Origin of the sequence: Cryobacterium sp. CAN_C2 (genome assembly GCF_015751745.1) — a bacterium.
Lineage (GTDB): Bacteria > Actinomycetota > Actinomycetes > Actinomycetales > Microbacteriaceae > Cryobacterium.
In genome coordinates this window covers 49,720-68,426 of the sequence record NZ_JADOUX010000012.1, presented here as the reverse complement: position 1 = coordinate 68,426, position 18,707 = coordinate 49,720, and the positions used below count along the sequence as shown (strand labels likewise).

20 protein-coding genes and 1 tRNA gene are annotated in these 18,707 nt (G+C 63.7%); 14 read left to right on the top strand and 7 right to left on the bottom strand.

Going from position 1 to position 18,707, the window contains the following annotated elements; translation table 11 throughout:
- Position 1: 1 nt before the first annotated feature.
- Both rdgB and IWX77_RS10945 read left to right on the top strand, forming a co-directional pair.
- Entirely contained in the window at positions 2–592 is a 591-nt protein-coding gene (gene rdgB / locus IWX77_RS10950) for an RdgB/HAM1 family non-canonical purine NTP pyrophosphatase (RefSeq protein ID WP_196844545.1), read from the top strand.
- Positions 593–659: 67 nt separating this feature from the next.
- On the top strand, positions 660–1,568 hold the full coding sequence (locus IWX77_RS10945; protein ID WP_196844544.1) for a cation diffusion facilitator family transporter: 909 nt from the start codon (positions 660–662) through the stop codon (positions 1,566–1,568).
- Between the two features lie 5 nt (positions 1,569–1,573).
- Here IWX77_RS10945 and IWX77_RS10940 read toward each other — a convergent pair whose 3' ends face one another.
- From IWX77_RS10940 to IWX77_RS10925, 4 genes are all read right to left on the bottom strand, one after another.
- Entirely contained in the window at positions 1,574–2,311 is a 738-nt protein-coding gene (locus IWX77_RS10940) for a DedA family protein (protein ID WP_442784458.1), read from the bottom strand.
- 120 nt (positions 2,312–2,431) lie between these two features.
- A complete protein-coding gene (locus tag IWX77_RS10935) occupies positions 2,432–3,109 on the bottom strand; it encodes a DedA family protein (protein ID WP_196844543.1) in 678 nt (225 codons plus the stop codon).
- 1 nt (position 3,110) lies between these two features.
- Positions 3,111–3,192: transfer RNA gene (locus IWX77_RS10930), tRNA-Leu, on the bottom strand.
- A 15-nt stretch (positions 3,193–3,207) separates the two neighbouring features.
- Positions 3,208–4,161 carry a LysR family transcriptional regulator gene (locus IWX77_RS10925; protein ID WP_196844542.1) on the bottom strand — a complete coding sequence of 318 codons (954 nt, stop codon included), beginning with the start codon at positions 4,159–4,161 and terminating at the stop codon, positions 3,208–3,210.
- A gap of 157 nt (positions 4,162–4,318) precedes the next feature.
- Here IWX77_RS10925 and IWX77_RS10920 point away from each other — a divergent pair, with 157 nt between their 5' ends.
- From IWX77_RS10920 to IWX77_RS10900, 5 genes are all read left to right on the top strand, one after another.
- The gene (locus tag IWX77_RS10920) at positions 4,319–5,725 is read left to right on the top strand and encodes an MFS transporter (protein WP_196844541.1); all 1,407 of its coding nucleotides are present in this window, start codon (positions 4,319–4,321) and stop codon (positions 5,723–5,725) included.
- A 97-nt stretch (positions 5,726–5,822) separates the two neighbouring features.
- Positions 5,823–6,638: a 3-hydroxybutyrate dehydrogenase gene (locus IWX77_RS10915; protein WP_196844540.1), complete on the top strand. Its 816-nt coding sequence runs from the start codon at positions 5,823–5,825 to the stop codon at positions 6,636–6,638.
- 148 nt (positions 6,639–6,786) lie between these two features.
- Positions 6,787–8,019, top strand: coding sequence for a CpaF family protein (locus IWX77_RS10910; protein ID WP_196844539.1), 1,233 nt, complete (start codon positions 6,787–6,789; stop codon positions 8,017–8,019).
- Positions 8,016–8,870, top strand: coding sequence for a type II secretion system F family protein (locus tag IWX77_RS10905; RefSeq protein WP_196844538.1), 855 nt, complete (start codon positions 8,016–8,018; stop codon positions 8,868–8,870). The genes IWX77_RS10910 and IWX77_RS10905 overlap by 4 nt, the downstream gene beginning before the upstream one ends.
- Before the next feature lie 106 nt (positions 8,871–8,976).
- Positions 8,977–9,849, top strand: coding sequence for a type II secretion system F family protein (locus tag IWX77_RS10900; RefSeq protein ID WP_196844537.1), 873 nt, complete (start codon positions 8,977–8,979; stop codon positions 9,847–9,849).
- Positions 9,850–9,925: 76 nt separating this feature from the next.
- Here IWX77_RS10900 and IWX77_RS10895 read toward each other — a convergent pair whose 3' ends face one another.
- Together IWX77_RS10895 and IWX77_RS10890 are read right to left on the bottom strand one after the other, a co-directional pair.
- Positions 9,926–10,063 (bottom strand): hypothetical protein, encoded by a 138-nt coding sequence (locus tag IWX77_RS10895; RefSeq protein WP_196844536.1) that lies wholly within the window; start codon positions 10,061–10,063, stop codon positions 9,926–9,928.
- 78 nt (positions 10,064–10,141) lie between these two features.
- Positions 10,142–10,690: a hypothetical protein gene (locus IWX77_RS10890; protein WP_196844535.1), complete on the bottom strand. Its 549-nt coding sequence runs from the start codon at positions 10,688–10,690 to the stop codon at positions 10,142–10,144.
- Between the two features lie 64 nt (positions 10,691–10,754).
- Between IWX77_RS10890 and IWX77_RS10885 the strand changes: the two genes are divergently transcribed.
- Positions 10,755–11,258 carry a hypothetical protein gene (locus IWX77_RS10885; protein WP_196844534.1) on the top strand — a complete coding sequence of 168 codons (504 nt, stop codon included), beginning with the start codon at positions 10,755–10,757 and terminating at the stop codon, positions 11,256–11,258.
- Between the two features lie 266 nt (positions 11,259–11,524).
- Here the strand turns inward: IWX77_RS10885 and IWX77_RS10880 are convergent, their stop codons facing one another.
- Complete coding sequence (locus IWX77_RS10880) at positions 11,525–11,674, bottom strand: hypothetical protein (protein WP_196844533.1); 150 nt, start codon at positions 11,672–11,674, stop codon at positions 11,525–11,527.
- A gap of 720 nt (positions 11,675–12,394) precedes the next feature.
- Here IWX77_RS10880 and IWX77_RS10875 point away from each other — a divergent pair.
- The 6 genes from IWX77_RS10875 to IWX77_RS10850 all read left to right on the top strand — a co-directional run bounded on the left by IWX77_RS10875 (position 12,395) and on the right by IWX77_RS10850 (position 18,613).
- A complete protein-coding gene (locus IWX77_RS10875; protein ID WP_196844532.1) occupies positions 12,395–14,287 on the top strand; it encodes a KAP family P-loop NTPase fold protein in 1,893 nt (630 codons plus the stop codon).
- Between the two features lie 283 nt (positions 14,288–14,570).
- On the top strand, positions 14,571–15,104 hold the full coding sequence (locus tag IWX77_RS10870; RefSeq protein ID WP_196844531.1) for a hypothetical protein: 534 nt from the start codon (positions 14,571–14,573) through the stop codon (positions 15,102–15,104).
- Complete coding sequence (locus IWX77_RS10865) at positions 15,101–16,402, top strand: hypothetical protein (protein WP_196844530.1); 1,302 nt, start codon at positions 15,101–15,103, stop codon at positions 16,400–16,402. Before IWX77_RS10870 ends, IWX77_RS10865 begins: the two co-directional genes overlap by 4 nt.
- Complete coding sequence (locus IWX77_RS10860) at positions 16,399–17,178, top strand: TatD family hydrolase (protein ID WP_196844529.1); 780 nt, start codon at positions 16,399–16,401, stop codon at positions 17,176–17,178. Before IWX77_RS10865 ends, IWX77_RS10860 begins: the two co-directional genes overlap by 4 nt.
- Before the next feature lie 414 nt (positions 17,179–17,592).
- A complete protein-coding gene (locus IWX77_RS10855; RefSeq protein WP_196844528.1) occupies positions 17,593–17,841 on the top strand; it encodes a hypothetical protein in 249 nt (82 codons plus the stop codon).
- A gap of 214 nt (positions 17,842–18,055) precedes the next feature.
- Entirely contained in the window at positions 18,056–18,613 is a 558-nt protein-coding gene (locus IWX77_RS10850; RefSeq protein WP_196844527.1) for a hypothetical protein, read from the top strand.
- Positions 18,614–18,707: the final 94 nt, after the last annotated feature.

Below are 18,707 nucleotides of genomic sequence, written 5' to 3'. Positions count from 1 at the left end.
GGTGCAGATCGTTCTCGCCACGCACAACGCCCACAAGGTCGAGGAGTTGCGGCGCATCCTGGCCCCCCAGCTGCCCGGCGTCGAGGTGCTCGCCTACGACGGCCCCGAACCGGTCGAGGACGGCATCAGCTTCACCGAGAACGCGCTGATCAAAGCCCGTGCGGCGGCGACCCACACCGGACTGCCGGCGATCGCCGACGACTCGGGCATCTGTGTCGACATTCTTGGCGGCGCCCCTGGCATCTTTTCGGCACGCTGGTCGGGCCCGGCCAAGGATGCCGGCGAGAACCTGCGCCTGCTGCTCTGGCAGCTCAGTGATGTTCCTGAGCAGCACCGCGACGCCCACTTCACCTGTGTCGCCGCTCTCGCCCTGCCCGACGGCACCGAGCGGGCCGTGACCGGCGAATGGCCGGGACAGCTGCTGTTCGAACCCGCCGGCGCCAACGGTTTCGGCTACGACCCGATCTTTCTGCCCGAGGGCTACGCCATCTCGGCCGCCGAGCTCTCGGCTCACGTCAAGAACCAGGTCAGCCATCGGGCAATTGCCTTTGAGGGTCTCGTGCCGGTGCTGCGCGAGGTGCTGGGCACCTGAGAACGGCATTCATTCCCAACTAGCTGACCGGCTGGCGAGCGGCCCGAGACAGCCCTAACGTTGAGCTATGGGCCACGATCACGCGCACGCCACCGGATCGAACCGGAGGCGATTGTCGATCGCCATTGGCATCGTGGCATCGGTGCTGCTGCTCGAAGTGCTCGGCGCCTGGCTCACCGGCTCGCTCGCCCTGCTGGCCGATGCCGGACATATGCTGTCCGATCTGGTCGGTCTCATCGTCGCACTGACCGCGACCGTGGTCGCGGCACGGCCGGCCACCGACCGCGCCACTTTTGGCTTTGCGCGCGCCGAAGTGTTCGGCGCGCTCATCAATGGGCTGATCCTGATCGGCGTGGCCGGTGTAGTCGCCATCCTGGCCATCACCCGGCTCATCAGCCCGAGCGACACAGCGGTCCTAGGCACCCCGATGCTCCTCGTCGCCATCATCGGACTTGCTGCCAACGTGGCCGCACTGGTGTTGCTGCGCCCCGCCGCTGCTGGGTCCATCAACATGCGCGGCGCCTACCTGGAGGTGCTCGGCGATGCTCTGGGATCGGTCGCCGTCATCGTTGCCGCCATGATTATTCTGACCACCGGCTTTGCCCAAGCGGATGCCATCGCCTCGCTCGGCATCGCCGGAATGATCGTGCCGCGTGCCTACTTCTTGCTGCGCGACGTTGTGCGGGTGTTCAGCCAGTCAACGCCGGCCGACACCGACGTGAGCGAGATTCGCCGCCACCTGCTCGGAACGTCTGGCGTCGTCGACGTGCACGACGTGCACGTCTGGGCAATCACGAGCGGCGCCCACGTGTTCACCGCCCACATCGTCGTCGAGCCGACAGTGCTCGCTTCCGGAACCGACGCCCTTCTCGACGAGCTGTCGGGATGTCTCTCCGTGCACTTCGACGTCGCCCATTCGACCTTCCAGCTGGAACCGGCCGAACACGCCGAACACGAAGACCATCAGCACCGCTGAAGTGATCAGACCTCGTGGCGACCGGTGTGGTTGGTCTTGAACGTTTCGGGGTCGAGCAGGTGGCTGCCCATCGCGGTGGTGGGCTGGCCGCGCAGCCGACGGGCCTTCACGACCGACTGCACGTAGTGATACACCGTGGGAATAAGGGTGACGACGACCGCGCCGAGCAGAATCATGTCGATGTACTTCGTGACGAAATCGGCCACCGGCGGAATGTAACCAAGGAAGTACCCGCCGAAGGTCAGGCCGGTGCCCCAGAGCAAGGCACCGATCAGGTTGTACAGGGTGTATTTGCGGTAGTCCATGTGGCCGACACCGGCGGCGACGGGTGCAAAGGTACGAACGATCGGCACGAACCGGGCGACGATGACGGCAACCCCGCCGAACCGTACAAAAAACGCATTGGTGCGATCCACATTCTTGATGCTGAACAGACCGGATTCCTTTTGCTCAAAGACGCGGGGACCGAACTTGTGGCCGATCAGATAGCCGACCTCACCGCCGAGGAAGGCGGCGAACCCGATGGCGAGGGCGACCCACCAGATATCGATCCGGATGACGCCGGCCGCCGGAAACGCGAGCAGTCCCGTGATGATCAGCAGGGTATCGCCCGGCAGCAAAAACCCGACCAACAGGCCGGTCTCGGCGAAGACGATCGCGCAGACGACGAGCAGCGCCCACGGACCAGCCGACTCAATGATGTGTGTCGGATCGAGCCAGGGAATCAGAGCGGTGTGAATCACGCGGGTGAACTCCAGTCGGCGGTGGGCAGACGTTCGGGTAACGACGGCGGATGCCGAGACACAGGGTATCGCCTAATGGTGAGAAATTACCCGGCTACGACCCCCTGAAACGGGGCGGGGTCAGCCGATTGTGGTGCTGATTTCGCGATCCTGAGCGGCGGCATCCGTTCGCCGCTGTGTCCGGTCGATGCGCCAGGTTCGATACCCCACCACAATCGAGGCCGTGATGAGTACGCCCGCGATAATGTAGGCCGCACTCTTGATGCCGGGGATTGTCGCAGCGTAGTAGCCGATGAGCGTGAGCCCCACGCCCCAGGACAACGCACCCAGCAGGTTGCTCGAAAGAAACTTATAGTAATTCATGCGACCAACACCGGCGACGACCGGAACGAACACCCGAGCCCACGGCATGAACCGGGCGATGACCACCGACCACCAGCCGAATTTTCGGTAGAACGATTCGGTCTTGATGATCGCGGCCCGGGTGCGCCCGCCGCCGTGCCGTTCCAAATATCCGCGCCCGTAGTGACGCCCGAGTAGAAAACCAACCTGGTCGCCGAGGAATGCCGCGATTCCGGTGCCGATGACCAGAATCACAACGTTGATATTGCCCGTGGAGGCGGCCACCAGTCCGGAGCCGAACAGCAGCGAGTCACCGGTGATGAACGGAATGAACATACCCAGAAAAAGTGCCGTACCGGCGAAGACCAGGCCCCAAACAAGCAGGTAGAACAGCACGGCGCCCGTGTGTGAGAGAACGTCGTTCAACTGACCGTCGAGTGCTGAAATCTGGACCATGTGCGGGAGAGGGGACTTGAACCCCCACGCTCGAAAGCACAGGAACCTAAATCCTGCGTGTCTGCCAATTCCACCACTCCCGCGGGTGTGGTCTTAGTCTAGTTGGCTGGCTCTGTACTGGCAGTGACTCCGAGGGTGTCGTGACCGAGCAGCGCGGTCGCGTAGGACTTCATTTGGGCACGGAGCGCAGCCACGAGCGCCGCCACGGCCGGCAGCCGCAACGAATCGGTACGCAGGACCATCCAGTACGGCAGGCGCTCCTGAAAATCCTGCGGCAGCAGGCGCACCAGGTCGGCGTGTTGATCTGCCATGAAACAGGGTAGAAAACCGATTCCGGCGCCGGCCCGGGTGCCTTCTACGTGCACGAATACGTTGGTGGAACTCAGCGACTCCCGCATCTGCGGCACCAGTCGTCGGGGTGCATCGAGGTCGTCGACCTGAAGCATGGAATCCACAAAATAGACGAGCGGATGCTCGGTCAGCTCGGCAATGGTTTTCGGCGTTCCGTTCGTCTGTAGATAGTGACGGGAGGCGTACATTCCCAGGTTGTAATAGCCGAGCAGAATCGACTCCGCCCGGTGCACCTGCGGCTCACCCACGACGACTTCGATGTCCAGCCCCGAACGGTGCTGAAGGGCGCGTCGGGTGACGGTGACGATTTCAACCCGCAACAGCGGATGCTGTCGCTGAAGGGCGGCGATAGCGGGGGCGGCGATGTAGGCGCTGAAACCGTCCGTCGCCGACATGCGCACCACGCCGGAGAGCTGCAGGGCCTCAGCGTCGGAACTGCGCAGCAGAGTGACGGCGGATTCCACGCCCTCCGCGGCGGTTCGGGCACGTTCCCCGAGTTCGGTCAGCTCCCACCCACCTACGGCGCGGGCCAGCAGGCGACCGTCGAGGGCTTTTTCGAGCGCGGTAATACGCCGCGACACGGTGGTGTGGTTGAGTCCGAGGCTCTCCGCCGCGGTCGTGAACCGGCCGGTGCGGGCGACGGCCAGAAAGATGAGCAGATCATCGGGATGGGGGGCGGTGCCAGCCAGCGGAAAGGTCATATCTGCAATTATGCACACGCGCTCTGTCGTTTTGGTTCTTGTTGCCCGCTCGTCGTGCGTGAATACTCAGTCAAGTCGTGCTTTCGTTGCTGCGACCGAACTCTTCCGCAATCCTCAGGCCAACGACGTGTCATCGACGACACAAAGGAGACAGACAATGAGTGTCAACCAACGCGTTGGGGCTGCCGGTTCCGTCACGGCCACGCGAAACGCCGAAAGCGAAACCGAAAAATCCGGCTTGAAGAAGATCGTCGCCGCCTCCATGGTGGGAACGGTCGTGGAATGGTACGAGTTTTTTTTGTACGCCACCGCCGCAAGCCTGGTCTTCGGCACGGTCTTCTTCCCGAACGCCGGCAGTGAACTCGACGGCATCATTGCCGCCTTCCTCACCTACGCGGTGGGGTTCATCGCCCGGCCGCTCGGTGGCATCGTGTTCGGTCAGATCGGTGACAAACTCGGCCGCAAGCACACCCTGCAGGTGACGATCATCATGGTCGGTGCCGCCACCTTCCTGATGGGATGCCTGCCCGGCTTCGACACCATCGGCTACTGGGCTCCCGCGCTGCTCGTGGCCCTGCGCTTCATTCAGGGCTTCGCCGTCGGTGGCGAGTGGGGTGGCGCGGTTCTCCTCGTCGCCGAGCACAGCCCGAACCAGTCCCGAGGATTCTGGTCGAGCTGGCCTCAAGCCGCCGTTCCGGTGGGTAACCTGCTCGCCACGATCGTGCTGCTCACCATGACCTGGATTCTTCCGCCCGAGCAGTTCCTCAGCTGGGGCTGGCGTGTGGCGTTCTGGCTCTCCGCGATCATCGTCGTGATCGGGTATTACATTCGCACCCACGTCAGTGAAGCCCCGATCTTTCTCGAGGCGCGCGCCCAGGTTGAGGCCGAGAAGGCCGTCAACTACGGCGTGCTCGAGGTTGTGCGCAAGTACCCCAAGGGCATCCTCGGTGCCATGGGCCTGCGTTTCGCCGAAAACATTCTGTACTACATCATCGTGAGCTTCTCGATCGTGTACCTGAAAACAGTGCACGAATACGACACTGGCCAGCTGCTGATCGCTCTGCTGATCGCCCACGTCGTGCACTTCATCGTGATTCCGCAGGTCGGTCGGCTCTCAGACCGCGTGGGCCGCAAGCCCGTGTACCTCGCCGGCGCCGTACTCGGTGCGTCCTGGGCGTTCTTTGCGTTCCCGATGTTCGACACCCTGAACCCGGTGCTCATCATTCTCGCCGTCACGGTCGGGCTGTGCTTCCATGCCCTGATGTACGCGGGCCAGCCCGCCATCATGAGCGAAATGTTCCCGACTCGCATGCGGTACTCGGGTGTATCGCTCGGCTACCAGGTCACCTCGATTCTGGCTGGCTCGATGGCGCCGATCATCGCCGCCGCGCTGTTGCAGCAATACAATACCTGGGTCCCCGTCGCGATCTACATCATGATCGCCTGCGCGATCACGGTGGTCGCCGTGGTGACCCTCAAGGAGACCAAGGGAGTGTCGCTGCGTGAGGTCGATGCCGTGGATGCTCGCAAGCACGGGCTCGAGCCCGTCAGCCAAGCGAACTAGCCCGACGGAGTAGCCCGTGGTCCAAGACGCGGGGCACCGTTGGTGCCTCGCGTCTGGCCGACCTGCCCGTGCAGCGATCGCCAACCAAAGGAACATCATGACTGATCTCACCGACGCTGTCAGCGTCAGCGCTTCGCCCGTTCGAACCGCCGAACAGCCCCTCGCCGGGCGCCGAGCCCTCGTCACTGGCGGTGCGAGCGGAATCGGCGCCGCCGTCGTTCGGGCCCTCTCCGCCCGCGGCGCGCACGTCGTGGTTGCCGACATTGACACGGTCGGCGCGACCGCCCTGGCCGAGGAGGTCGGTGGGTCAATCTGGACCGTCAACCTCATGGATACCGACGGCCTCACCGACAACGCTTTAGCCGCCGCTCTGAACGGCGTTGATATTCTGGTCAACAACGCCGGAATTCAGCGGATCAACCCGATTCAGGATTTCCAGCCAGCCGATTTTCGCAACATTCTCACGCTCATGCTGGAGGCACCCTTTCTGCTGATTCGGGCCGTGCTGCCGCAGATGTACGCGGCGAATTTCGGGCGCATCATCAATGTGTCGTCGGTGCACGGTATTCGCGCCTCGCCGTTCAAGAGCGCCTACGTGTCGGCCAAGCACGGGCTTGAGGGCCTGTCCAAGGTGACCGCCCTCGAGGGTGGCGCGCACGGGGTGACGAGCAATTGTGTGGCTCCCGGCTATGTGCGCACGCCGCTGGTCGAGAAGCAGATCACCGACCAGGCACTCGTGCACGGCATCCCGGAGTCGGAGGTGCTCAGCCAGATCATGCTCACCGAGAGCGCGATCAAGCGTCTGGTGAAACCGGTCGAGGTCGGCTCGCTCGTGGCGTGGCTTGCCTCCGACGACGCCGCCATGGTCAACGGTTCGAGCTACACGATGGACGGTGGCTGGTCGGCCCGCTGACCCTGAGTCGGCAACGCGGGTGCGGCCACCGGTGGTCGCAACGGATGCCGCGGCATCCGTTGCGATTATTTTTGCTGTTCAGAGCACCGAGAATCAAGCCCTGTGGAGAACTTGCACGAAGAATCGTAAATGAGGCCATCATTCGGGGATGACCGAAGCCGTTCGTATCATTACAGAGCAAGTGCGACTGCGGGTGCGCCGCGAGGGCGTGGACCTTGCAGCCAACAACACGTTGGTGGAGCAGTACGTGCGCGACGAACTGCGCCGCTACAGCGAGCGGGCGCTCGGCGGGCTCGCCCCGATGATCGCCGACGAGCATCAGGCCACCCGTGAGGTCGTGGCGGCGCTCACCGGTTTCGGCGTGCTGCAGCCGTTTCTCGACGATCCCGAGATCGAAGAAATTTGGATCAACGGCCCGGCCCGGGTGTTCGTGGCACGCGACGGGGTACCCGAGCTGACCACGCTCCTGCTGGGCGAGCAGGATGTGCGCGACCTGGTCGAGCGGATGCTGCAAGCTTCCGGTCGCCGGGTCGACCTCTCGTCGCCGTTCGTCGATGCCTCCTTGCCCGACGGTTCCCGGCTGCACGTGGTGATTCCCGACATCACGCGTAAGCACTGGGCGGTGAATATTCGCAAGTTCACGCGGCGCATCCGCGATCTGAACCAGCTCGTCGGGCTCGGCGCGCTCACCCAGCAGGCGGCCGATTTTCTGCGGATCTGCGTGCTGGGAGGCCAGAACATTTTGGTGTCCGGCGCCACCCAGACCGGCAAAACGACGATGCTGAACGCCCTACTCTCGTCGACGCGGCCGGGCGAACGCATCGTGACGGTGGAGGAAACCTTCGAACTCGATCTGTCGGCCCGCGACGTCGTCGCCATGCAGTGCCGGCAGCCGAGCCTGGAGGGAACCGGGGAGATCACCCTGCGCCGACTGATCAAGGAATCGCTGCGGATGCGGCCCGACCGGCTGGTCGTCGGCGAGGTGCGCGAGGCGGAAAGCCTGGACCTGCTGATCGCCCTGAATAGTGGTTTACCCGGCATGTGCTCAATTCACGCCAACAGCGCCCGGGACGCGCTCGCGAAACTCTCGACACTGCCGTTGCTGGCCGGCCGTAATATCGACTCGTCGTTCGTGCTGCCGACCGTGGCCGGTTGCATCGATATCGTCGTGCACTGCGAGATTGATCGGCACGGCCGCCGCCGGGTCACCGAGATCATCGCGCCGAGCGGCCAGTTGGCGGGCTCGACCATCGAGGCGAGCCCCCTGTTTCTCTCCCCGCACGGACACCTTGAACCGACCGGTTCGCATCCCACCAAGCTCGCTAAGTTTCGTGCTGCCGGCGTAGACCCCGCGCAGGTGTTGCGGCAGGGGGCCGCATGATTCTCGCGTTGGGGTGCGTGCTCGGGAGCGGGCTTGTGCTGGTGCTCGCGCCGTTCCTGTGGCCGGCCGGTTCGCCCAAGCGGGCCGGGGTCGGCGAGCGGATGCGGGTGCGCCTGGTTCAGGGCGGGCTGCGGTCGGTACCGGTGCCGGCGTTCCTGGCGCTGTCGGTGATCGTGGGTGTGGCATCCGCTGCCCTGGTACACGGAGTCTTCGCGGTTCTCGCGCTCAGCGCGGTCGCTGGTCTGGCCGGGCTACTAGTGCCATGGCTGATCGTGTCGTGGCGCGCGGCGGCGCGGCGCAGGGCCAATCGCACGGTCTGGCCCGACGTCGTCGACCATCTGGTGTCGGCGCTTCGCTCCGGGCTGGCCTTGCCCGATAGCGTGAGCAGTCTCGCCCAGACCGGGCCGGTCGCAACGCGCATCGCGTTCGCCCAGTTCGAGCGTGAATACCGAGCCACCGGCAATTTCAGCTATTGCGTTGATGAGCTCAAACGTTCCCTCGCCGACCCGGTCGCCGATCGCATTCTGGAGACCCTGCGCATGGCGCGGGAGGTCGGCGGCAGCGACCTCACGGTCGTGCTGCGCAGCCTCGCAGCCTGGCTGCGACAGGATTCCGCGGTGCGGCTCGAAGTGGAAGCCCGCCAGTCGTGGGTGGTGAACGCGGCCCGTCTGGGCGTCGCGGCGCCGTGGATCATTCTGATTCTGCTCGCCTCGCGCCCCGAAGCGGCCATCGCCTACAACTCGCCGGCCGGTGTCGTCGTGATCGCGAGCGGCCTCGCCCTGTCGGTCATCGCCTACCGCGTCATGATCGCCCTCGGTCGACTGCCGGAGGAACGCCGATGGTTCTCGTGAATTTCGGCCTGTGGATAACTCTGACGCGCTCGGCGAGGATGCATCATCATTCAGGCATGACCCCAACTGGTACCCCGCAACAGTCTCAACGGCAGTGGTGCCGCCAATGAGCGCGGCACTGGGCTGGGCCGTGCTGTGCGGAACCGGCCTCGGCCTGGGGTTGTGGTCGCTCGTGAGCCTGACGCCGCGGCTGACCCGGCCCCGCCTGATTGATCGGGTGGTGCCATACATCCTCGATATTTCCCCGGAAGCACGCCGCATCGTCGCCCGGCGAACGGTGCACCCGATTCCCGTGCTGGGCAGCCTGTTCTCGCCGCTGTTCGGCGCGCTCACCCGTGGGTTGTCGAGTCTTCTCGGCGGCAGCGACACCATTACGCGGCGTCTGAATCAGGCGGGGTCGGTGAAGACCGTCGAGGAGTTTCGCTCGCTGCAACTCGTCTGGGCGTTGTTGGCCTTTGCTGCCGGAACGGTTATCACCATCGTTGCCCTGCCCGAGCTTCTCCTGCCCGCCCGCCTGGTGGTGCCGTTCGTGGCCGCGGTCGGCGGCGCTATGCTGCGGGACTGGCTGCTTCAGCGGGCAGCCAGCGCACGATTGGCCCGCATGCGCAGCGAGCTGCCGACCATTCTTGAATTCCTCACCCTGTCGCTGTCGGCCGGGGAAGGCATCCTCGATTCGATCCGACGGGTCTCGCACACGAGTTCGGGGGAGCTGTCGAGAGAATTCGCCGGTGTGATCGCCGACGTGCATACCGGGGTTCCGATCGGGACGGCGTTGCAGTCACTGGCGCGGAGCATCCAGTTGCCGGAAGTGACCCGGTTCGTCGACCAGGTCACCGGGGCCCTGGATCGGGGGTCACCACTGGCCGAGGTGTTGCGGGCGCAAGCGCAGGATTCCCGGGATCAGACCAAGCGCACGCTGCTTGAGATGGCCGGCAAGAAAGAAGTCGCGATGCTCGTGCCAACCAACACCAAATTGTGATGCAATTTTTGATCGGCAGGGCCGTTGACACAGAAACGCCCCCAGCTGTGGTGGCCGGGGGCGTTGGATAGAGAGACTAGGCGGCTTCGCGTCCGGCGGAGACGATGGCCGGCGTGCTCTTGAAGGCTGCACTCAACAGTGAGCGCTGGCCCTCCGAGAGAGGCGGTGCCACGGAGAGCTGGCGCAGAGCCCACGCGGAGAGGGTGATGGGCATGTGGGCTGAGGTGGTGCTAGCGGATTTCATACACAGTACATGCGCGGCGTACCCCCAAACGCCGTCGAGGACTGGCGTTCACAGCCCCATCGGGTGCTTATATCGACTGCGAAGGTCGAGCCGTCCAGCTGAGGTGAGCCCACCGCACGCCTCGAGCCCACGCAACAGATCCACTTCCGTCCGAGGGTCGATGATCACGAGGCTCCGGCTCGGCGCCGGCGGCTCCCACTCCAGACCCTCCAGTACGGGGTGGACTAGGAACAGGCGCACTGACCCCGCCGGCCACGGGGTGCTATCCGGAACGTAGAACCGCCGGCAATACAGCCTGTCAATGTTTTCGTCAGTCTCCGCCTCCAGACTCCAGGTGCCTTCTCGCGTGGCGGCCGCAAGCTCTCGGGCTTGCAGGGTCTCGGCAATCTCACAGGCGTAGGCGTAGCGATCGTGCAGCCGTATCTCGAGCCACTCCTTGTACAGAGAGGTCTGCTCGGCTTCCGTCTCCGGGATCAGTGGCAGTAGCCCGTAACCATCGATCAGTGAAGCGAGCAGTCCGCCAGGCGAATCAGCGAGGCGCAGCTCGTCATTGGTCAGATCGCCGGTCATCCAGAACTTGGGGGCTTGTTGGCTCATGCCCAGTACATGCGCGGGACGGCCCACGGACCGTCCACCGAGTCGAACCGCGCATGTAGCAACCATGAGCAAACCTGAGTTACACGAGACGATGGACCGGCCGGGCCGATGGCTGATCATGACCGAGAACAAGACCCAGCACGAGTTCCAGACATACGAGTCGATGTACTGGCGGCGTACCCCGGCTCCAGGCTCCGTGGACGCCGCCTATGACGGCAGATTCGTACGCCTCCGCCAGCTTGGCCTGGTGAAGCTTGGCGCAACTTTCGAGCTCGTCGTCTCCGACGGCTCATATCTTTACGGTGCAACAACTCACCGATCCTCCACGGTCACCCGGATCGAGCGTCTCGGCGGTCACTGCCGCCGCTGCGGCTACCCCATGCTCCTCGGCATTTGCTGGCGTGAAATCGTTGAACCCGGTTGGTACGACCGCGACCGCGAACCGGGCCGGCGGCATGCAGTCCGCCTTGAGATCGAGCGCAGGCTTGGCTGGCTGCGCGGTCGGTGGATGAGTGCGGCGCGGCGGTTGCGCCGGGTCTGGGCACGGGTGCGCCGCGGCCAGAACTGACGGTGGCCCGCGCATGTAGAAGATATGGAACAACCTCTCTACTGTGAGCGCTGCGGGCTGTTCATGCTCCGCGGGTCGACCGCTGCCTGGCAGAATTGCTGGGCCTGCTCGATCGCCCCTTGGTACTCGCGCAGATCACACTATGAGGGCGAGCTCAAAACGCGATACCCGGACCGGGACCGGTTGCGACGCAGGATCCGGTGGGTGCGGTTTGTCGCCGCGGTGCGCGGTGTCGAGCCATGGCGGCTTTAGACACCCCTGAACGGTTAGCGGCCACGTTCTTTGCGGCGCCGGTGGACCGGCAAAGTGACCTGGCTCAGATCGATTCCGCGGTCGAGTGTATCGCCTAGGTAGGCGAGAACCTTGTCTTCCTGGGCACTTGTCAGCATGTCGGCGCGGAACTGGTCGATCGTCATACCGAAATTGAGAACGTGGTCGCGTGGCTGCCAACCGCATAGGGGGCCTAAGCTACCCGTGTTCGGTAAGGGATTCAACCCGTCCTGAGCTGCTCGGCTCGGAAGGACCCCGGGGCTCCGCCGCGGGAGGGATGACGGCAGCGCTGGAGATCGCCGTCATCTGCGCACCGGTGACCGTCCGCGAGGAGTTGATGACGCACATCGCGTTCAGCCGGGCTCTAGACGACTGCGAAAAGCGGTGGGACGCCGCGGGAACGAGCGCCAGGCATAGTCATCTCACTAGTGCGCGATCGCGCACCGTGAGCATCCCGGACAAATGGGCGAAGCAATGAATATTTGCTTCCCTTAGCACCACCTGTGGAGCGGGCGAGCAACACTATTCGAATCCGCGATTCGCACTGCTCATCACCACGGACGGCGTGGTTGAGCACCCCCTTGATCGGCTCCTGCTTTGAGGTGCCGGCTACACCGTCTGGCAGTGAGCAATCCGTGGCGCGTGCACCCACCAGGTGACAGTCACTCCAAGGGGACGACCACACAGTGCATACTTTCGCCGAGCGACTACTGCTCGTTCAGAGCGTCCTTCCCCGTCGTTGGCGGGGATCGCCGCGGGAGCAGGACTGCGCAAGTAGTTCGTTCAGAACCATTCTGATAACGCCTTGCCTGTTTCGACATCGTGGGGCCCGACGTATTGGCACTCGCTGTCATAATCAGGGGTATATGAAGACAACATTCGGATCAGCAGAAGCGAGCACGTTCCCTCTTTGGTCCGATGAGCCGGCCACGAAGGATCTGCTTGCGTTTCGCGCGGTGGCCGAGACAGTCGCGGATGCCATCTTCGAGGATGACCTTGACCCAATAGCGATCGGGCTGTCTGGCGCTTGGGGGAGTGGGAAGACCAGCGTGCTTGAGCTCCTCGTAGACGAGATCAAGGTCCGCTCCGAGGGATTTCCGGGCAAGGTCCTCGTCGTCAGCACACAACCGTGGCGCTACGACCCCGCGGTCGGGCCCAAAGAAAGCCTGATCGCAGAGGTCCTCGGTGCGCTGGGTGGCGAGTTTGCGGAGTCAGACCCCGTCGGGAAGCTCGGGCTCGACGCATTCAAGAAGCTCGTCAAGAAGGTCAACTGGTCCAAGGCCGTGAAGATGGCAGCGCGTACTGCGATCACGATGCAGCTCCCCAACTTCGACGACGTGCTCAACCTTGTCAGCGATGACCCGGAGAGCCTTGAGGGAGACAAGGGCATGGCCGGCTTTCGGGAGGAGTTCCAGGCCCTGCTCGCCGATCCGGCGCTTGAGCACATCACCCGGATCGTGGTGCTTGTCGACGACCTCGATCGCTGTCTCCCGGACACCGTCATCGAAACCCTTGAGGCGATCCGCTTGTTCCTGTCAGCGAAGGGCATGTCGTTCGTCATCGCTGCGGACGAGGACCGCGTGTCCGAAGCCATACAACAGAAATTCAAAACTGCGGCTGGCGGCCCCGACGATGAGAACCCGGCCAAGCTTTACCTGCACAAGATCGTGCAGACAACCATTCCTGTGCCGGCGTTGAGTCGATTCGATACTGAGGCCTACCTCTTTCTTCTGCTCACGAGGTCCGCCGTCGACGAGCAACAGCACGCGACGCTTGTGACCCAGTGCGATGAGCTCCGGCTCACGAGCGGCAGCCTCGACGATCTCGTCCTTCCTGACGGAAACGCCTTCGGGGACCACGTCCTCACGGCGGCCCGGCTCACCCCTATTCTCTACGAGAAGTTCCATGGCAATCCTCGACGGATCAAGCGATTCCTCAACGACCTGAACGTGCGGCAGAGTATCGCAAGGCGCCGCGGGTTCGAGCTGAAACCTGATGAGGTCGCCAAGCTCATGGTGCTTGAGCGCATCCTGACCGAAGACTTCCGCCGGGTGCTCGACTGGCTCGCGTCGAACCAGCTTCGCGACAAGTTGGAGGCACTTGAGCTGGCCGCCAACGGCCCCGGTGCGCAGAAAGAGGAGGAAGCCGCCAGGGAGAAGCCAGCGCCGGCAGGCAAGAAGAGCGCGGTCGTCTTGAAGGAGAGCCCCGCAGCAGTCGCTCATACGGAAGACGCATTCACAGACACCCTCCGACGCTGGGCCAAACTACCGCCGGCGCTCGATGCCACGGCCATCTCCGGGTATCTCTATCTCGCTGCCTCATTCGCGAAGATCGAGGTTATCGACACTGGGCTGCCAGAACATCTGCGTGACCTCGCATCCGGCCTGACCTCATCACTGAAGCTCGATCGTTCCGGAATCACGGACGACGCACTTAAGGCCCTTCCCGAGACGGATGCACAGATGCTCGTCACTTACCTCGGTCGGCGCACTCGAGACCAGCCGTCAATCCAGAAGTTCTCAGTCGAGAGTCTCATTCGTATCGCGGCCTGTCAGCCTGCCATCCAGACGGACGTGGTTGCGGCACTGAGGTCGGTGCGCGGTGTCGACATTGAGACAGCCACTGTCGTGAAGCTTCGGCCGCTCGACCCCGCGCTGTATCGACCGGTCATCGAATCATGGAGGCCTTCGGTCGAGGACAAGGTAGTCCTGGGTGCAATTGGCGTCGTGGAGAAGGAATGGGCTGGCAATGGGCACTAGCGGTTCATTCGGGGGAAGCGGAGGCAAAGACGCGAAGGATCTTCGCGACAACATTGCCGGATGGTTGGACGGCGACGGTTCCGACGACGCAGCGACAGATGGGAATGCTGACGGTTCGGCGTCTGACCCACAGGGCTCACCGACCGACGGGGTTCGCCCGCCGGTCGATCTCGGCCCCGCGGTGCGCCTCCTATTCCGATCTCGAGGTGGCGGCGGTGACGGACCCGGCGGTGGGGCCAGCGGTTCAGCTGGCGGCGGAGGCGGCGGTCGATCGTCCGGGGGAGTGACGCGCTCGGTCGGTCGAATATCTCGCGCTGCAAGCCGTGCCGGACATCTTGCGCTCGCCTATTCCTCTGGTGACCGTGCGACGCTGCAACGTGCCGGTCTGAATTATGACGAACTCCAGGCGCTCGGCGACCCGGTCGCTATTGGCATCAGAATAGTCGAGGCCGCGTTTGAAGCACAGTCCGACAGTACCCTCGCAGATGCTGAGGAGCGCGACATCGTTGCGGAAGTCGTGTCCTGGATTCTGGAGCACCCCGCGGATCGTCCGCCCAGCCCTGAGGACGTCGTCCGCAAGACAATCGAAACAACGATCGCGGAGGTCGCGCTCACCGAGGCCGCCTCCACAATGTATGAAAATGACGGTCTCACACATGAGGATCGTCGAAACCTGGAGCGGCAGATTTTAGATGTGGCCGCCGAGTACGCAGCGCAGGCCGATCTGAGTTCGACCGGGGCCACCGAACACGAGATGGCAACGGCGATCGAGACAGGGATTCGAGATATCGGCATCATCTTTGGAGTCACGCCATGACCCGGCACCTTCTGACGCTCTCCGAGGTCACTGCGGATGCCGCCCTCGCAGCGGGCACTTACGACGAGGTTTTCCTCTGGACCGCGAGCGGCCGAACGACCTTCACCGGCTCCACCGACCCGTACCTATCCGAGCTCGGGGCAGTCAATCCCGCCAACATCGACCTCGTTCGCATCGCGTTGGCCGTCCTGGCCGCCGATCGATCGGTGCTCCGTGAGGGTAAGGGGTCGAGCTGGAACGCGAGAGACCTCGACCTCACCGTCGAGGTCGGGGCACCCGATGTCTGGGATCGTCATGCTGACGAGCTGTCCGCCCTGGTGGGTTTCCTCACCGGAGATTACTGGAAATTTAGCTTTGACCAGGCGCCTGCCACTTCGTCTCAGACTCTCCCGATCGAGGAACAGCATCACGACAGGACCGTGCTCCTCAGTGGCGGCGCCGACTCTGCCTTGGGTGCACTAGTGTCGGCGTTGGAGCTTGGTGTGGGGCGTTCTCAAGCGCTTGTGTCGCATTTCAGCTTCACTGCGCTCTCACCTGTCCAACGTGACCTCGTGGGCGCGATCGAGGCACTCGCCGCAGGGACAGACCAGGTTCACCACCAGTTCCATCTGAGTCGCGGCGGGACGCGACTTGACCGCACCGCGTTTCGTAGCGAGACCTCAACGCGATCGCGGTCATTCTTGTTTCTGGCCTTGGGACTCGCGGTGGCCGAACGAGCCAACTCCACGCTTTGGATTCCGGAAAACGGATTCGCGTCCCTCAACCCGCCGCTCGGCCCAGATCGCCGGGGAAGCCTCTCGACCCACACGACCCACCCGCGATTCCTTCGCGGTCTCAGCACTCTGGTGGTGAGCGTCGGCGGACATGGATCTATCGAGAACCCGTTCGAGGAGATCACCAAGGGGGAGATGTTCACCCGTCTCGCGGGGCTGATCGGCGTCGACGCTGCCTCCACGTATCTCCGCGCCACGAACTCGTGCTCGCACACCGACGGCAGATACAGCGGAGCGCCAGCAGGATCATCGTGCGGGGTCTGCTTTGGCTGCCTTGTCCGACGGTCCTCATTCATCGCGGCCGCAATCCCCGACAGGACCACCTACCTGGTGGACGACACGACTGGCCAGTTCGATGAGTTCGTGCGCGGCAAGAGCATCGTCGAACCAGTGCGCGACTTCGTGTACCGCGGCGTGCGTCCGCGAGACGTCATGGCTATGTCCCTGCCCGTCGGCTACCGGGCGCAGGACGCATGGTCGCTGTGCTTGCGTGGTGTGGACGAACTGCGGGGCCTGTTCAGATGACCCCGTCGTTGCCGCCGCTTGACATGCATGCGCACGTGAAGCCAACGATTCCCGCACGGGATCTCGAACGACTGGGCGCGGTGGTGTTCGTCGCGACTCGTTCCCTCCAGGAGTTCGTCTCGACCCAGCAACGAAACGACGCCGTAACAGTGTGGGGAGTGGGATGTCATCCAGGCGTCGATGCTGCTCAGCGCGATTTTGATCCTGAGAAGTTCTCTGCGCTGCTCGGCGCGACTGCCTATGTCAGCGAGATTGGCATCGAGGGCAGGTCGAAAGTACCGATGGCCCTGCAAGACCAGACGTTCCGTGCGGTCCTCAGAGCTCTATCCCACACACCTCGAATCGCCTCGATCCACAGCAGCGGTGCTGCGCGCCATGTCCTGGACGCGCTCTCCGAAATACCCGTCCGGGGGGCTGTCCTGCACTGGTGGCGTGGCACGCCAGCCCAAACGGCGCGCGCCGTTGATCTGGGGTGCTGGTTCTCAGTGAACGCTTCGGGCGTCGCGCGCTCAGCTGACCTGGCTGACATCCCCCTCGATCGAATCCTCACCGAGACGGACCATCCCTCCGGAGATCGGGGTGCAGCAGGACACCGCCAACCGGGTGCTGTCGAAAGCGTCGAGACCGCGCTGGCGGCGGTCTACAACGTGACCCCAGAGCGCATGCGGCTGCAGATCTGGAAGAACTTCACGGCGCTTGTCTCCGAGACCCACGTCGAGAGCCTGCTCTCGGGGCCAATTCGTCGAATGATGGCCGCAGCCGACCGCGAGCTCTAAGGACAGGCAATCCTGCGTCGCGTTTTTGACGAAGCTGATGCTTTCGCGGACCCCGGTTCGGATCTCCGTGCCCAAGGTCAGTTATGAGACTGGGTAGGAGCGCCGAATCTACAGGCCGAGATTCTGGCGGAAGGCGTCCCGAAGCGCGATCCGCAACCGCCCGACTCGGCAAAAGAGCGGGTTCATCGCGACTGATTACAGTGCTGGGGCTGGACGAACTTATTCCTACAATCATGGTGCCCTGTCTGGTCTAGTTGGCAGGAGTCCGGTCTGTAGTGGCACGCGATAGGGACGGGGAACTAGCGGATTCCAGCCGATTTGGACTGCCACGCATAGAGACATCACGGAAGTCAAATGGCAACCGCTCAAATTGACCGCCCACAAGGTCAACCTAATGCTCTATGAAGGCCAATCATGTCCAGGTCCATCCCGTCCGTTCCCGAGACCGTCACCGTGGTCATCGATGTCAGTGACCGTGCCGACTCTTGCCTCATCGTTATCGCTGGCAAAGTCGTTCTCGAACAAAATGGCCGTGACCGTGCGCCAACGCTCGGCGACAACGTCACCATCAGCAGCGGTGCGTTCACCGGCCCGTCCACTCCGGGCAACTGCCCGACCATCGGCGAGAACAACGTCCCCCCGCCGTCCACGATGTTCCGTTAGCAGTGGCCATCGCCGAAGGCCTTTCGGGCGGAGGTATCTACGCGCCCGTCATGACCGACGAATGGGTGGCTGCTGCCGGCGACCGACACCAGGCCACTGAGCGACGGACGCGGTGCACCGGGCGCACAGCTGGCCTCGGCGCGTACTAGACGCCCGAGAACAGATGTCCCTCGTATCCAATCCCAGCTCCCTGCGCAATCCCAAAGGACAAGAAATGAACATCATAATCACGACGAGCCCGACCGCAGCCACTCTCTCGGCCCCCTACAACCCGGGCCTGGCGTCTAGGGCAAAGGAGCTTGGAGGACGGTGGAAGCCAGAAGCGAAATGCTGGGTGTTCGCCTCCCTCGATGAACAGCGGGTTCGCGAATTAGCGCGCGAGATGTTCGGGACAGACGGAACGGATGCCGCCGCAGCCGACCTCGTAGCAGTCCGGGTGGACGCATCGCAGTACGCGAACCACCGCTCCGTCACTCTGGCCGGCCGCATCATCCTCGAGAGAAGGATGCGCGATGAAGAGCCCCGGCTGGGGCAAGAAGTCATCCTCGTCAGCGGTTCGTTCCGCCGGTCTTCCGGCTCGATGGGGTACCCAACCATCGGCGAGAACTCAGCTGTTCGCGAAGTGCGCGGCGTCCCGCGCGTCGCCGCTCTAGCCGCCGGCCACGAGCAAGACGAATTTGTGGAACAGGTCGTGCCGAACACCACCGCGTTGATGGACGAACAGCTGCGACTTCGCGCGCGTTTGGCCGCGATAGACGTGCTCCTCGGTTAGCGGGTGGGGGTAGGTCCATAGTTGGCGCTCCGGTCGGACGTCCGACCGGAGCGCGACCAGCCGTCATGGGTGAGGTGGCGGATAGCGATACCGA

Excerpts from the sequence above, each read along its gene's own strand:
- IWX77_RS10915 (WP_196844540.1), top strand. The coding sequence starts at position 5,823 with ATGACTGATCTCACCGACGCTGTCAGCGTCAGCGCTTCGCCCGTTCGA.
- IWX77_RS10860 (WP_196844529.1), top strand. The coding sequence starts at position 16,399 with ATGACCCCGTCGTTGCCGCCGCTTGACATGCATGCGCACGTGAAGCCA.
- IWX77_RS10890 (WP_196844535.1), bottom strand. The coding sequence starts at position 10,690 with ATGAGCCAACAAGCCCCCAAGTTCTGGATGACCGGCGATCTGACCAAT.
- IWX77_RS10935 (WP_196844543.1), bottom strand. The coding sequence starts at position 3,109 with ATGGTCCAGATTTCAGCACTCGACGGTCAGTTGAACGACGTTCTCTCA.
- IWX77_RS10920 (WP_196844541.1), top strand. The coding sequence starts at position 4,319 with ATGAGTGTCAACCAACGCGTTGGGGCTGCCGGTTCCGTCACGGCCACG.
- IWX77_RS10900 (WP_196844537.1), top strand. The coding sequence starts at position 8,977 with ATGAGCGCGGCACTGGGCTGGGCCGTGCTGTGCGGAACCGGCCTCGGC.
- IWX77_RS10925 (WP_196844542.1), bottom strand. The coding sequence starts at position 4,161 with ATGACCTTTCCGCTGGCTGGCACCGCCCCCCATCCCGATGATCTGCTC.
- IWX77_RS10905 (WP_196844538.1), top strand. The coding sequence starts at position 8,016 with ATGATTCTCGCGTTGGGGTGCGTGCTCGGGAGCGGGCTTGTGCTGGTG.
- IWX77_RS10880 (WP_196844533.1), bottom strand. The coding sequence starts at position 11,674 with ATGACGATCGACCAGTTCCGCGCCGACATGCTGACAAGTGCCCAGGAA.
- IWX77_RS10875 (WP_196844532.1), top strand. The coding sequence starts at position 12,395 with ATGAAGACAACATTCGGATCAGCAGAAGCGAGCACGTTCCCTCTTTGG.
- IWX77_RS10850 (WP_196844527.1), top strand. The coding sequence starts at position 18,056 with ATGAACATCATAATCACGACGAGCCCGACCGCAGCCACTCTCTCGGCC.
- IWX77_RS10855 (WP_196844528.1), top strand. The coding sequence starts at position 17,593 with ATGTCCAGGTCCATCCCGTCCGTTCCCGAGACCGTCACCGTGGTCATC.
- IWX77_RS10910 (WP_196844539.1), top strand. The coding sequence starts at position 6,787 with ATGACCGAAGCCGTTCGTATCATTACAGAGCAAGTGCGACTGCGGGTG.
- IWX77_RS10895 (WP_196844536.1), bottom strand. The coding sequence starts at position 10,063 with ATGCCCATCACCCTCTCCGCGTGGGCTCTGCGCCAGCTCTCCGTGGCA.
- IWX77_RS10945 (WP_196844544.1), top strand. The coding sequence starts at position 660 with ATGGGCCACGATCACGCGCACGCCACCGGATCGAACCGGAGGCGATTG.
- IWX77_RS10885 (WP_196844534.1), top strand. The coding sequence starts at position 10,755 with ATGAGCAAACCTGAGTTACACGAGACGATGGACCGGCCGGGCCGATGG.
- IWX77_RS10865 (WP_196844530.1), top strand. The coding sequence starts at position 15,101 with ATGACCCGGCACCTTCTGACGCTCTCCGAGGTCACTGCGGATGCCGCC.